General features: G+C 72.8%; 12 protein-coding genes. 2 read left to right on the forward strand and 10 right to left on the reverse strand.

Annotated elements, in window-relative coordinates:
- Nucleotides 1-4: 4 nt before the first annotated feature.
- The 7 genes from ACWEQG_RS14260 to ACWEQG_RS14290 all read right to left on the reverse strand — a co-directional run bounded on the left by ACWEQG_RS14260 (nucleotide 5) and on the right by ACWEQG_RS14290 (nucleotide 8,474).
- Nucleotides 5-1,384 (reverse strand): cytochrome P450, encoded by a 1,380-nt coding sequence (locus ACWEQG_RS14260; RefSeq protein ID WP_452284708.1) that lies wholly within the window; start codon nucleotides 1,382-1,384, stop codon nucleotides 5-7.
- Complete coding sequence (locus ACWEQG_RS14265) at nucleotides 1,378-2,442, reverse strand: alpha-hydroxy acid oxidase (protein ID WP_452284710.1); 1,065 nt, start codon at nucleotides 2,440-2,442, stop codon at nucleotides 1,378-1,380. The genes ACWEQG_RS14260 and ACWEQG_RS14265 overlap by 7 nt, the downstream gene beginning before the upstream one ends.
- Nucleotides 2,439-4,007: an NAD(P)-binding domain-containing protein gene (locus ACWEQG_RS14270; protein WP_452284712.1), complete on the reverse strand. Its 1,569-nt coding sequence runs from the start codon at nucleotides 4,005-4,007 to the stop codon at nucleotides 2,439-2,441. Before ACWEQG_RS14270 ends, ACWEQG_RS14265 begins: the two co-directional genes overlap by 4 nt.
- Nucleotides 4,008-4,072: 65 nt before the next feature.
- A complete protein-coding gene (locus tag ACWEQG_RS14275; protein WP_452284714.1) occupies nucleotides 4,073-5,671 on the reverse strand; it encodes a class I adenylate-forming enzyme family protein in 1,599 nt (532 codons plus the stop codon).
- 146 nt (nucleotides 5,672-5,817) lie between these two features.
- On the reverse strand, nucleotides 5,818-6,678 hold the full coding sequence (locus tag ACWEQG_RS14280; protein ID WP_452284716.1) for a GNAT family N-acetyltransferase: 861 nt from the start codon (nucleotides 6,676-6,678) through the stop codon (nucleotides 5,818-5,820).
- A 162-nt stretch (nucleotides 6,679-6,840) separates the two neighbouring features.
- Entirely contained in the window at nucleotides 6,841-8,007 is a 1,167-nt protein-coding gene (locus ACWEQG_RS14285; RefSeq protein WP_452284718.1) for an MFS transporter, read from the reverse strand.
- A 5-nt stretch (nucleotides 8,008-8,012) separates the two neighbouring features.
- On the reverse strand, nucleotides 8,013-8,474 hold the full coding sequence (locus ACWEQG_RS14290) for a PPOX class F420-dependent oxidoreductase (protein ID WP_346227913.1): 462 nt from the start codon (nucleotides 8,472-8,474) through the stop codon (nucleotides 8,013-8,015).
- Nucleotides 8,475-8,736: 262 nt separating this feature from the next.
- Between ACWEQG_RS14290 and ACWEQG_RS14295 the strand changes: the two genes are divergently transcribed.
- Together ACWEQG_RS14295 and ACWEQG_RS14300 are read left to right on the forward strand one after the other, a co-directional pair.
- Complete coding sequence (locus tag ACWEQG_RS14295) at nucleotides 8,737-8,928, forward strand: DUF5999 family protein (protein WP_079314569.1); 192 nt, start codon at nucleotides 8,737-8,739, stop codon at nucleotides 8,926-8,928.
- Nucleotides 8,929-9,019: 91 nt separating this feature from the next.
- Nucleotides 9,020-9,568: an ATP-binding protein gene (locus ACWEQG_RS14300; RefSeq protein ID WP_452284720.1), complete on the forward strand. Its 549-nt coding sequence runs from the start codon at nucleotides 9,020-9,022 to the stop codon at nucleotides 9,566-9,568.
- On the opposite strand, the gene ACWEQG_RS14305 is transcribed toward ACWEQG_RS14300, so the two are convergent.
- From ACWEQG_RS14305 to ACWEQG_RS14315, 3 genes are all read right to left on the reverse strand, one after another.
- On the reverse strand, nucleotides 9,531-11,933 hold the full coding sequence (locus ACWEQG_RS14305) for an ATP-binding protein (protein WP_452284722.1): 2,403 nt from the start codon (nucleotides 11,931-11,933) through the stop codon (nucleotides 9,531-9,533). The genes ACWEQG_RS14300 and ACWEQG_RS14305 overlap by 38 nt on opposite strands.
- Nucleotides 11,934-12,040: 107 nt before the next feature.
- A complete protein-coding gene (locus ACWEQG_RS14310; RefSeq protein ID WP_363461319.1) occupies nucleotides 12,041-12,265 on the reverse strand; it encodes a hypothetical protein in 225 nt (74 codons plus the stop codon).
- A gap of 87 nt (nucleotides 12,266-12,352) precedes the next feature.
- Nucleotides 12,353-12,826 (reverse strand): NUDIX domain-containing protein, encoded by a 474-nt coding sequence (locus ACWEQG_RS14315; protein WP_452284724.1) that lies wholly within the window; start codon nucleotides 12,824-12,826, stop codon nucleotides 12,353-12,355.
- Between the last annotated feature and the right edge of the window lie 117 nt (nucleotides 12,827-12,943).

A 12,943-nucleotide genomic window follows, 5' to 3' on the forward strand; every position in this document is an offset into this window, starting at 1 on the left:
TGGTCTACGTGCCCTCGGGGCGGGCGTCGCCGGTGAAATGCCGTTCGCACAGCCGCAGCCGGCGCGCGTCCCACACCATGTACGTGCCGAGGACGAGCTGCACGAGGCTGCGCCAGACGTTCTCCCAGTCGTCCCGCAGGCGCATGGACAGCAGCGTCAGTCGCCGGCCCGGCCCGCGCCGCGTGGCCCGCGGGGTGAGGAGGCACGGCCCCCGGTTGGGCAGCGACCGGGTGTGCGCGGCGGTGGAGTCGAGCTCGTACGCCCGCAGGACCTCCCGCACCGCGACCCGCATGGCGAGCGGGGCGAGCCGCCACGCCGGGCAGGGACGGTTCGCCGGCATGCCGAACGGGATGTGGTTGAGCTCCCTGGCCGGGGCGTGCCCGGGAGCGAAGCGTCCGGGATCGAAGCGCCCGGGATCGGGGAAGCCCGCGCGGTGGAACGCGGGGTAGTCGAAGCACAGCACCGAGCCGGCCGGGATGGCGTTCCCCTCGCCCAGGGGGATGTCGCCCTTGGTGACGCGGTGGGCGATGCCGAAGAGCGGGTAGAGCCGCAGCGTCTCCGCGATCACCTGGTCGAGGTAGCGGTCGTCGCCGCTCCGCGCCCCGTCCTGTACGTCCGGATGCCGGGCCAGGGCCATCAGCACGTGGGCCGTGGCCTCCGACATCTGCACGACGGCGGTGGTGAAGAAGGCCCCATGGAGGTACAGCGCCTGCTCCCGGGTCGTCAGGCCGGCCGGGAGCTCGTGCTTCACCCGCGGCAGCGACTCGACGAGATATGCGGTCAGCCGGTCGCGCCGGTCCATGTGCCGCAGGCCGCAGCACTTGAGCGCGGTCACGACGTCGTCCGCGTTGCCGACGATGAGCTCACGGGCGTGCGGCGGGCAGGGCTCGCCGAAGACGAGCTCGTAGGAGAACTCGGCCCAGGCCGGCATCATCAGGTCGCGCAGCCGGACCATCCCGCGCCTGCCCTCCAGCGCCCGGCCGGCGCACCGGCGGGTGAGCTCCTCCACCTGTGTCCGCGGCAGGGACAGGATGCGGCGGGTGGCCAGGGCGACGGCGTCGTACCGCTCCCCCGCCTCCAGGTGCTCCTGGTGCATCTCGGGCCCTGGTGACAGCCAGTACCAGAACAGGTCGGACAGGACGGCGCCTTCGCTCCGGCCGGAGGCCGCCGGGTGGGAGTAGACCTCCCTGAACCGGTCCACGCCGACCATGTCGCCGGGGACCGGGATGCTCTCCTCACCGTTGATCCTCGTGAACACCCACCCGCGCAGCGCGACGACGCGCCCGGGGAGCCACCGGGGCAGGCTGATCACGACGATGGCCGCGGCCACCCACACCGTCGGCCACACCGTCCCCCGCACCGTCGCCCACATCGCCGTCAGCATCGCCGCACCAGCCCCGGCTCCAGTTCGTGCAGCGAGGCGAGGCCGCACAGGGTGAGCGCGTGCTCGACCTCTTCCCGCAGCAGCGCGAGCACCCGGGCGACGCCGCACTCGCCGCCCGCCGCCAGGCCCCAGATGACCGGACGGCCGACCGCGACGGCGGACGCGCCCAGCGCCAGCGCCTTGACCACGTCGGTGCCGCGCCGGATCCCTCCGTCGACCAGCACCGGTACGGCCCCGCCGACGGCGGCCACGATCTCCGGCAGCAGGTCGACGGTGGCCGGGACGGTGTCGAGCTGCCGTCCGCCGTGGTTGGAGACGTACAGCGCCGACACCCCGTGGTCCAGGGCGAGACGCGCGTCGGCGGGATGCGTGACGCCCTTGAGCACGATCGGCAGCCGTGTCATCCGCCGCAGAGCGTCGACGTGCTCCCAGGAGATCGCGGGCGACATGACGATCGGCCGCACCGGCCCGGCGTCGCCGTCGCGCAGGTTCTCGCAGCGCATGCCCTCGGGCAGGTCCTCGAAGCCGTTGCGCACGTCCCGGTCACGGCGTCCCCGGGCGGGGGAGTCGGCGGTGACGACCAGCGCCGCGCAGCCGGCCTTCTCGGCACGCCGGACGATCGCCTCGGTGAAGGCCATATCGGGCTGCACGTAGAGCTGAAACCACAGGGTGGCGCCCGGCGCCGCGGCCGCGACATCCTCGACGGCGACCGTGGCGGCCATGCTCACGATCATGATGGTCTCCGCGGCGGCCGCCGCGCGGGCCGTGGCCTTCTCCCCCTCGGGATGGGCGAGCCGGTGGAACGCGGTCGGCGCCACCAGCACCGGCGTCGCCGCGCTGCTGCCCAGCAAGGTGACCCCGATCCGCGGGCTCCCCGCGCCGCGCAGGACCCGCGGCAGCAGCGTGAGCCGGGCGAACGCCGCCTCGTTGGCCTTCACCGTGACCTCGTCGCCGGCTCCGGCGGCGAAGTAGTCGTAGTGGGCGGGGTCCAGCCGGTCGCGGGCCGCCGCCTCGAAGTCCCGCACGGTCGGCAGCACGGTCGGCAGCACGGCCGTCACGCCGAGACCGGGAGGCTCTGGCGCTTGAAGAAGTCCCGGAGCGGGCGCAGGTGCACCTCTTCCGAGGTCCAGTCGTTCTCCAGGTTCTCCGTGACGTGGTGGACGGCCTCCACCACACCGCCCCTGTAGCGGCGTACGACCGGGTGGAGGTAGTGGCCCTCGTGCGCGCGCTCCGCGTCGCTCTGCCTGATCCGCCCCACCGAGAGGTCGAAAGGGTCGATCTGGTCGTGGTGCGGGCCGTACTCCAGGGTGATCGCGAAGTGGCCCGCGTCGCCGATCGGCGGGCCCTGCAGGCCTACCGGCAGCTCCTCCAGATAGCGCATGCCGCCGAGCCCGTCCGGGACGATCACGTCGGCCAGCACTCCGAACTGCTGCCACAGCGCCGAGCTGCGGTTGACCCGTTCGAGCACGGCCGCCGCGAGCGCGTCCGGATCTGCGGGGAGGTCGCGGCCCGGCCAGGGGACGCCATGATGCCTGTTCTCCAGCATGCGGTGCAGGGCGCGGACGCCGTACCGGAAACCGTGGATGAACCCGTTGGTGCCGCGCTTGAAGTCGAGCGACTGGGTGATCGTCCCGGCGCAGTGGAGATCGGGCACGTTGACCGACTCGTAGGACGGGGTCAGCGCGGGGAACCTGTCCCCGATCGTCAGCTCGGGACGGCATTCGGGCGAGAACACGGAGGCGTCGAACCGGAATCCGGTGCAGACGATCACCCGGTCGTACGGGATGTCCTTGGTGACCTCGTCGGCCCGGACGAAGGCCACCGTCACCAGGTAGGAGCCGTCGGCCCGGCGCTCGATGCGCCTGACGTCGCCGTCCAGCACGGCGTTCTGCAACTTGAGCTGGTAGGTGTCGAGGAAGTTGTTGTTGGCCGCGCGCAGGTGCCCGACGAAGTGGGTCCGCCAGGCCAGGCGCACCGGGTGCGGTCCGGCCACATGGACGACCGCCGCCGTCTCGATGAGGTTGTCGGCTGTCTCGAAGGCCGAGTTGGCCTTGCCGATGACGAGCACCCGCATGTCGGTGTAGTCCGCGGGGTCGGTCGAGTGGGTGCCGTACTGCTCGGCGGTCTCGATGCCGGGGATGGGCGGGACGTTGGGCCGGGAGACCCCCGTCGCGACGATCACCCGCCGTGCCCGGTACGTCCGGCCGTACTCGTCGGTCACCAGGAACGGGCCCTCGGCGTCCGGGCGCGCGACCTCGGCGACCCGCGCGTCGTACGTGACGTGCAGGCCCTGCGTGGCGACGTAGTCCTCCAGGTAGCGGACGAAGTCCTCGGCGGCGGGGAAGTAACGGTCGCTGTAGCGGGTGAACAGGAGACGGGGGTCGTCCGACAGCAGCGAGTTCCAGTCCATCCGGAGGTTGAGCTCCGGGTCGTCCCATCCGGTGTGCTTCTTGTTGATGGAGATGAGCTTCCGATGGCGGGGAAAGGTCCGGAAAAACGCGCCGGGCTCGGGCGCCGCCTCGAGAATCCGGTAGCCGCGCCCCGCCCGGTGCAGGAAGTGACCCATCTGCAGGCCCGCCGGCCCCGCGCCGATCACCAGGTAGTCCAGGATGTTGTCCGGCACTGACGCCTCCCTCACTGGGGTGGTTGAAGTTTCACCAGTGTTGGCGGGCGATTCTCAGAGCTGGATCAGAGCGCCGAGGACAGATGCCGTTCCACCAGCGCACGCTTGTCCGGTTTCCCGCTCGGCGCGACCGGTACGGAGGTGACCGTCGTGATCGTCCGGGGGACGCTGTCCGCGCCCAGCTCGGCGCGCACCAGCTCCGCCAGGGCGGCGTGGTCCGGGGTGCGGCCCGGAGCGGGGACGACAAAGGCGTGGACGGCCTCTCCGGTCCGCTCGTCCGGCGCGCCGGTCACGTACGCCTCGGCCACGTCAGGGTGACCGGCAAGCGCCCGCTCTATGGGGCCGGCGTAGACGACGATCGCGTTCACCATGATCACGTCCCTGGTCCGACCGGCCAGGTACAGCAGGCCGGCCTCGTCGAGGTGCCCGAGATCGCGGGTGCGCAGCCAGCCGTCCCGCAGCACGTCGCGGGTCTCCTCCGGCTGGTTCCAGTAGCCCGCCATCAGGTAAGGGCTGCGCACGTGGATCTCTCCGGTGTCTCCGGTCGCGACCTGGCGGCCTTCCTCGTCGCGCACGCTGATCTCGACACCGGGGTGCGGGCGGCCGACCGAGGTGGGCGCGTCGCGGCCCTCCTCTGGCGTGAGCATGGAGATGGCGCCGGCCTCGGTCGCGCCGTACACGACGTGGACGACGGGGCCCAGCCGGTCCAGCGCCTCCAGCAGCCGATGCGGGCTGAGAGGCGACCCGGAGACCGTCAGTGCGCGCAGGCTGCCGAGGTCGACCGGCTCCTCCCGGAGCAGGTCGAGCATCTGGCACAGCCGGGGCACGGTCACGATCGCGCCGGTGATCCGGTGCCGCTCGATCGCGTACGGGAACAGCGGCCGGCCGTCCTCCTCGGGAATCACCGCGGTGCCGCCCCCGAGCAGGCACGGCGCCAGGAACTCCAGCACCACCAGGCTGGACAGGGTGCCGAAGAGCATGTAGCGGTGGAAGGACTCGCCGAATCCGGGCGCTGCCGACGACCAGCCGCGAAGTGCCGACCAGTGCGCCGCCAGGGCCCGGTACGTGAGCACGCAGCCCTTCGGCCTGCCCGTGCTGCCGCTGGTGAAGGTCAGCAGGGCCACGTCGTCCGGGCGTGCCGTCACGGCGGGAAGGCGGTCGTCGCCGCTGTAGGCCAGGAGGTCGGCCGCACCGGCCGCGCCGGGAGCGGGCCCCAGCGACAGCAGCGTGGCCGGCCCGGCAGCGTGGAGCAGGTCCGGTGTCGCCGTCGACCGGTCGAGGACCACCGCGTCGACCCCCACGCCGAGGACGTCGGCGAGCTGGCCGGGCGTGTACCCGGGCTTCACGCTCACCACGCGGCAGCCCAGCACGTGCGCGGCCATCTGGGCGGCGAACCCTTCCGGTGACAGCCCGGTGCGGACGGCGACTCCCTTGCCGCGGCCGAGCCCCGCATCGCGCATCGCGCCGGCCATCCGCCCGATGAGCTCCAGCAGCTCGCCCCTGGAGACGATCCTGGCGCCCACCTCGAAGGCGGGAGTGCCGGGCGAGCCTCGCAGCGCCTCCAGCAGCAGGTGCGGGAACGCACCGGCGGCATGCTCAGGCCCGCTGTGGCCGGCAGGCCCGCCGCTGTCGTGGTGAGTGGCGCGGGTGACGGGATCGCGCATGTCCGGCTCCTTCGTCTCGCGAGGCACCCGCCCGCGGCGACGACACGACCCGCCGGGGGCGCGGGCGGCCGGTGGCCCACCGGCTGTCGCGACGGTAGGCGGCACAGATCAGAGCCGGATCAGAAACGACCCCGTGAGCCAGGAGTTCAGCCCATCGCGAGCATCATCGGAGCGAACATGCGGGCCCGGTCGCCGGGGAGCGGCCTGCCGCCGTGGACCATGAAGGACGTCGAGAACGCCTGTGCCACGCCCTGCTCGCCGAGCCAGGCCAGCAGGCTCGGCCGGGTGCGCTCGACCTCGATCCGCACCAGGCCTTCGGCGTTGCGGGCGAGGTCCGTGACGAGCGCGCGGGCGTCCGCCTCGCCGCCGGCCACCACCGGCCCGATGAACAGCGTGTTCATGCTGCGCCACGACACGGCGTAGCCGGTCGGCCCCGTCTCGTCCTCGACGACCCTGATCTCCTCGGCGAAGGCGAACAGCCGCGCCAGCAGCGCGGCCCGGTCTGCGCCGAAGACCTCCGCGTCGAGCGCGAGCAGGGCGTCGAGATCGGCGTCGAGGTCGGCCGGCCGCGACAGAACGGGGTCGCCGCCGGGGCGCAGGCGCCCCACGCGCGCCTCGGTCACGCCCAGCGTCTCGAATCCGAGCTTCTCGTACAGCGGCCGGCCGAGCTCGGTGGCCCAGAGGAAGACGGCCGCGTCACCGGCCGTGCCGAGCACATGCGTCATCAGCCGGCGGCCCAGCCCGCGCCCGCCGTACCGGGTGGCGACGAGCATCATGCCGATGCCCGCCGCGGCCGTGCCGTACCGGGTCAGCGTGACCGTGCCCGCCAGCTCTCCCGACGGCGCGTCGATCGCGTAGACCTCGGCGTTCTCCAGGAGGAACAGCCACTTGCGCTCCTCCCGGGCCCAGGCCCTGTCCTGGCTCAGGGCGAGGCACCCATCCAGGTCCTCGGGCCCGAGCCTGCGGACGGGAAGCTCGGCGGCCGGTGTGGTGAGCGGGTCGGGCATGCGCGCGCGTCCTTGTCCGCACCGGTTCACGGCCCCGGCGCTCGTGGCGGCCTCCGAGGCTAACCGCATCCCCGCCCTGTGGATACCGGTTTTTCCCTGGCCACGGCGCCGGGAAAACCGGTGTCCCGCAAGCTGCGGATCTTGTCAGGATCGTGCCATGACTCAGGCCGCTTCTCGCCCCCGCCTGCCCGCGTACCCGGCACTGGCGGCAAGCACGACGGCGAGCAGCAGGTAACCCCAGCTCAGGGACAGCACGGTCGCGACCGCGCCGACGAGGAGCGGGCCGCCAGCGTCGCCGATCTCCCGGCCCACCTCGGCGCTCCCCATGGTCTGGCCCATGCGTTCGGGCGGCGTGGCGCCGGCCAGCACGGTGAACCCGAGCGGAGTGACCAGCCCGATCCCCACGCCCGCCGTCGCCGCCGCGAGGAGCAGCGGAGCCACGCCCGGGACGGCCGCGAGCGCGAAGGCCGCCGCGCAGAGCAGCAGCCCGGCGGCCAGGCCGCGGACCGCGGTGACTCTCCCCGCGTCGAGCGCCCGGCCCGCGAGGGGCTGGGCGACGGCGGCGCACGCGGCCAGCAGGGAGACGGCCGCGCCGGTCACGACGGGCCCGAGCCCGTCCGCCCGGCCGGAGACCGGCAGGAAGCCGACCCCTGCCGACAGCGCCGCCGTCCCCGCCGCAAGGGCTGTCACCGGCCGCAGGAATCCGGGATCGGCGAGCCGCCTGGCGAGGTCGCCCACAGTCTGCCGGGCACGCGGCAGCGGGGGCACCCGGGGCACCGCGAGGGCCGCCCAGCAGGCCACCACGGCGGCCAGCACGGCCATGACCGCGAACAGCGACCCCAGGCCGCCGGCCACGACGACCGCCCCGCCGAGGAGCGGTCCGAGGGTGTAGCCGATGCTCTTGTAGAAGCCGTACGAGCCGAAGGCCCGGCCCCGCGCGCTCTCCGGCGTCAGGCGCGCGACCAGCGCGGACGCCGAGGGTGAGAACGCCGAGGCCGCGGCGCCCTGCCCCAGCCTCGCCGCCAGGAGCCACCACGTGTCCGCGGCGCCCTCCGGCCCGGCCGCCAGCGCGTACGCGCCCGACGCGAGGACGAACGCGACGAGGCCACCCACGAGCACCGGGCACGGCCCGATCCGGTCGGCCAGCGTGCCGAACGCCGGTTTGAGCACGATCTCGGCACCGTCGTAAAGGGCGAGCAACACGCCCAGCCGGAGCAGGGACGCTCCCGCGCCGTCATCCGTCACCGCGAGGTTCGCCGCGATGCCGTGCGCGCCGAAGGCCGTGGTGAACCCGGCGGCGTACAACGGCCACAGACGCGCGCCGCTCAAGTGCCTCAAGCCAGGCGCGGCGGGAACCCGCCGGTGGCGACCGGTCCCCAGGACGTCGGGGTGATCCGCACCAGCGACTTGCCCTGGCGGACCATGGCCGCGCGATACTCCTCCCAGTCGGGGTGCTCACCGGAGATCGACCGGTAGTACTCGACCAGCGGCTCCAGGGCCTCCGGCAGGTCGAGCACCTCGGCGGTGCCGTCCACCTGCACCCACGGCCCGTCGAAGTCGTCGGACAGCACGACCACGCTCACCCGCGGGTCGCGGCGGGCGTTGCGGGTTTTGGCGCGTTCGGGGTAGGTCGACACGACGATGCGGCCCTCGGCGTCGACTCCACACGACACGGGGGACGCCTGAGGGCCGCCGTCGCGTCTCGCCGTGATCAGGATCGCCCGGTGGCGATCACGGACGAAGTCGAGCAACTGCTCACGGGACACCTTCTCGGCGGTCGCGATCCTCGGACTCATGCCGTAACTCTATTGACCATCCGGGACTCGCCCATGAGGGGTGCGGCTCCTGTCCCGCCGGGCGTACGCGGGCGGGCCTGGCCTGGGACGTGATCTCCCTGCACGAGTGGGGGTTTACCCGCCCTCTACCTGTCCTCCACCCACTACCTACGTATCCCTCGAACAGGTATCGATACGGGTGTTTTCCCCCTCCCCACCCCAAGGAGCGAGAAGGCAGTCTGAAAACGTCTCAAAGAGTGCATGAGAGTCAGGGGGACCGATCATGTGCCAGCACCACCCGCAGTGCCCGCCGGCGGACGCGCCCGACCGTGACGCGGCCTGTCTGATCGCCTTTCACCCGGAGCAGGGATGGGGCCTGCTCTGCAACGGCGTGGTGCTCTTCGACGACAGCGGCGAGCTCATGCCGGACGGTCGCAGCATCCCGGCCCGCGCCTCACTGGGGTGTGCCGCATGAGCGCTCGAACCAGGCAGCACAGCGTCTGGCGAGGTGCCGAATCGAGCGCCTCCCGCATCTTCGAACTCCGAGCCGAAGGCGAGGAGAAGTCATGACCATGCTCTACTCCCCCGTCCGGGACGAATCACGGTCACTCGCGCACGAGAGCGACGTGCCCGCCGCCCGGCAGCGCCGGCACTCCTCGGTCCGGCACCGCTTGGAGACGCTGCGGCAGCGGGTCGGCGACCTCACGATCCGGCTCGTGGACGAGCCCGACGTCGACGAGGCCTCCTGGCGGCTGCCTGCCCAGCCCGCCTCCGTCGGGCGGGCCCGGCGGCTGACCCGCGAGCGTCTGCGCACGTGGAATATGGAAAAGCTGTCCGACACGGTGGAGTTGCTGGTGAGCGAGCTGGTCACCAACGTGCTCTGCCACACCTGCTGCGGCGACCTCGTCGTACGGCTGTCGGCCGTCGAGGGGCTGCTGCGCTGCGAGGTGGAGGACTGCGACGGCGCGCTCCCCGAGGTGGCCCGGCCCTGCGCCGGTGACGAGAACGGCCGCGGCCTGCTGCTGCTCGACTCGCTGGCCTGCTGCTGGGGCGCGCAGCGCACCCGCCGCGGCAAGATCATGTGGTTCGAGTTGCCGGCGTACGCCCTTCGCTGACCGGCCCGTCCGCGCCGTCCGCCCTGTCCGCGGCCGGGCCGTCGGGCCGTTCGCTCAACCGCTCCTTGATCCAGGCGGCCACCTGGGCACGGGACTTGAACCCGAGCTTGTCGAGGATGTGCTCGATGTGGCCCTCCGCGGTGCGCTGGGAGATGACCAGCCGGCCGGCGATGTCCTTGTTGCTCAGTCCCTCGGCGACGAGGTGCGCGATCTCCGTCTCCCGGCGCGTGAGCGGTGTGATCCGGCCCTCGAACGGCGCGGGCTCGCGGGCGGCGGGTGTGCGTTCCCGCAGCGCGTAGGCCAGGGCCTCGTCCCGCGTCAGGGCCGCGCCCCGGGCCGTCTCGGCCTGGAAGTCGCGCTCGCCCAGCGCCTCGCGCGCGGCCGCGACGCAGTCGTCGTGACAGCCGCTCATGTAGCGGAACTCCCCCAGCCGCGCGCCGGCGGCCCGCCAGGAGGTCTGCACGACGCCGAGCAGCCGGGCCGCCCGCTCGTACCTGTGCTCGTCCGCGGCGAACCAGGCGTGGACCTCCAGGTTCATCCCCATGCCGAGCTGGTCGCCCACGGCCGTGATGTAGCGCAGGCTCTCGTTGTTCATCTCGCAGGCCGCGCGCATGTCGCCCCTGCGCCAGGCGTCGATCGCCAGCGCCAGCAGCGCGTACGCCCGGTGCCAGCCCTCGCCGTACAGGTCGCACAGGGCGATGCACTCCTCGGCGAGGTCGCGGGCGGCCGGGCGGCCCAGGAAGGCGTTGGCCAGGGCGAGCCGGTTGATGGACAGCGCGAGGCCGATGGGGTTGCCGACGGTGCGGTGGGCGGCCGCGGCCTCCTCGTAGCGCCGCATGCCGGTCTCCAGGTCGCCCCCGCAGACCGCCGCCATGCCCGACAGGAACGCGATGTAGCCGCGCGTCACCCGCAGCCCGAGCCGCTCGGCGATCGCCGTGGCCTCTTCCAGCCGTGCGAGCGCGGTGGCGTGGTCGTCCCGGAGCAGGGCGATCCAGGCGCCCGCCCACAGCGCGTGGGCGCGCACCTCGCCGGGTTCGGTCGCGGCGGCCAGGCTCCGGTCGAACCAGCCGGCCCCCTCCGACAGGTGGTAGCCGCTCCAGTGGTAGAGCAGCTCCGCGGTCATCGCCAGGCCCGTCTCCGCCTCCCCGGGCTCGCGCAGCGACCAGTCCAGCGCCTTGCGGAGGTTGGCGTGGTCCCGCCGCAGGCGCTCCGCCCACGCCTGCTGGGCGGCGCCGAACAGCTCGGCCCAGGCCCGTGACGTGATCTTCCGGTAGTAGTCGCGGTGCCGCCGGTGCAGCGTCGCCTCGTCCCCGGACGCGGCCAGCAGCTCACGGCCGAACCGCTGGACGGTGTCGAGCAGGCGGTAGCGGACCACCCCCTCGGACTCCCGCCGCAGCAGCACCGACTTGTCGACCAGCCCCGCGACCAGTTCGAGCACGTCCTCACGCGCGATGCCGTCGCCCGCGCACACGTGCTCGGCGGCCTCCAGGTCCAGGCCCCCGGCGAAGACCGAGACACGCTGCCACATCAGCCGTTCCTGCTCGGTGCACAGCTCGTAGCTCCACTCGAACAGCGCGCGCAGCGTACGCTGCCGGGGCAGTGCGGCCCGCGACCCCCCGGTCAGCAGACGGAACCGGTCGTCCAGCCGTTCCAGCACCTGCCGCACCGACAGGGCGCGCAGCCGTACGACGGCCATCTCGATCGCCAGGGGCAGGCCGTCCAGCCGGCGGCAGATCTCGGCCACCACCTCCTCGTTCTCCTCGGTCACCTCGAACTCGGGCACCACCGCCGCGGCCCTCTCGGCGAACAGACGGACCGCGTCCGACTCGGCGAGCGGCACGGCGGAGTCGCCGTCGGGCGCGGGCGTCGACAGCGGCGCCAGCTCGACGATCCGCTCGCCGTCGATGCCGAGCGCCTGCCTGCTCGTGGCGAGGACACGAAGGCCGGGAAGCGCGCGGACCAGCGTGTCCACGAGCATCGCGCACTGTGCGAGAACGTGCTCGCAGGTGTCCAGCACGATCAGGGTCTGCCGGTCCCGCAGGCGTTCGACCAGCGCGTCCAGCGGCGGGCGGGCCGAGTAGTCGGTGACCGACAGCGCCTCGCCCACGGCCTGCACGAGCAGGGCGGGATCTTCGAGCGCGGCCAGCTCGACCAGCCGTACGCCACCGGGGAAGCTCCTGCGGACCTCCTCGGCCGCCCGCAGCGCGAGGCGGGTCTTGCCCACCCCGCCCGCCCCGACCACGGTGACCACGTGCGAGGTCCCCAGCAGGCGTTTGAGCTCGGCCAGCTCGTGCCGGCGCCCGACGAAGCTGGTCACCTCGGCGGGCAGCCCGGCCGGTTCCCCTCCGGCACCCCTCGTTCGCATAGCGGTCATGAGCCCACGCCGCCCCCGTCGTCCGGTGCGCCACGACGCTGTGGCACATACCACCGTACAAACCACGCCCCGGACCTGCCGGAGCGCCCCAGTGGAGCTCAGCCCTTCATGCGCCGCAGGATCTGCTCCCGCCTGACCTGCAGGTCGTCGATGAGCGCCTCCTGCTGCTCGACGTTGGTCAGCAGCGTGGATCTCTCCGCCATGTCCGTCGGCGCGTCCCAGCTCTGCCCGATCTCCTCGCGCATCTGCGCGGCCTGCTTGCGCAGACGCTCGATCTGGGCGTCCACCTCCTCGAGTTCCTTGCCGAGCTCAGCGTCGTCCATGCCTCACCGTCCCGTTCGGTCACTCGCGTTCGTGATGGCGCGTTCGTGATGGCGCGTTCGTCCACCACATTCCACGAGGACGGGAAACTATTCGGCGACGGCGGCAGGGAGGTAGACGGTTTCGCCGGTCTCGCGGGCCCGCTGGGCGGCCGTCAGCCGGGCCACCAGATAGGCCGGCATGAGGGAAGCGGCCTGGTCCGCGGTGAAGAACCCGTAGTCGTCCAGCTCCTCCTGCTGCAGGACCACGCCCGTACCGTCCTGGAACGTCCCGCAGTCGAACAGGAAGTGCACCAGCGGGATCGGCCGGTCGTCCAGCGGCGGCACCCACTGGACCACGAGCAGGCGGCCCACCGGCCGGGTGAGGCCCAGCTCCTCGGCCAGCTCCCGGCCGCAGGCCGCCTCGGGTGACTCGCCCTCGTCGACGTGGCCGCCCGGCCAGCCCCAGTGGTCGCGGTAGCCCGGCTTGACGAGCAGGACCCGGTCCGAGGAGTCGGTGATGAAACCGGCCGCCGCGGCGGCCACCTTGAACAGCCCCGCGTAGAAGGCGTCCGCGGGGATCATCGCAGCTCCGAAATCATGCCCTGAGCCTAGTCGGGGATGTCCCCTAGATCGCGAGGATGAGGGCCGTACGCCCCGGGCAGTACGCGCGATCTGGTCTCCGGGTCCGATGTGCCGCCC

This window comes from Microbispora sp. NPDC004025, from assembly GCF_053604425.1.

Bases quoted from the DNA above. Each gene is read 5' to 3' on its own strand.
- ACWEQG_RS14305 (WP_452284722.1), bottom strand. From the start codon at position 11,933: ATGCGAACGAGGGGTGCCGGAGGGGAACCGGCCGGGCTGCCCGCCGAG.
- ACWEQG_RS14290 (WP_346227913.1), bottom strand. From the start codon at position 8,474: ATGAGTCCGAGGATCGCGACCGCCGAGAAGGTGTCCCGTGAGCAGTTG.
- ACWEQG_RS14275 (WP_452284714.1), bottom strand. From the start codon at position 5,671: ATGCGCGATCCCGTCACCCGCGCCACTCACCACGACAGCGGCGGGCCT.
- ACWEQG_RS14280 (WP_452284716.1), bottom strand. From the start codon at position 6,678: ATGCCCGACCCGCTCACCACACCGGCCGCCGAGCTTCCCGTCCGCAGG.
- ACWEQG_RS14300 (WP_452284720.1), top strand. From the start codon at position 9,020: ATGACCATGCTCTACTCCCCCGTCCGGGACGAATCACGGTCACTCGCG.
- ACWEQG_RS14295 (WP_079314569.1), top strand. From the start codon at position 8,737: ATGTGCCAGCACCACCCGCAGTGCCCGCCGGCGGACGCGCCCGACCGT.
- ACWEQG_RS14310 (WP_363461319.1), bottom strand. From the start codon at position 12,265: ATGGACGACGCTGAGCTCGGCAAGGAACTCGAGGAGGTGGACGCCCAG.
- ACWEQG_RS14315 (WP_452284724.1), bottom strand. From the start codon at position 12,826: ATGATCCCCGCGGACGCCTTCTACGCGGGGCTGTTCAAGGTGGCCGCC.
- ACWEQG_RS14260 (WP_452284708.1), bottom strand. From the start codon at position 1,384: ATGCTGACGGCGATGTGGGCGACGGTGCGGGGGACGGTGTGGCCGACG.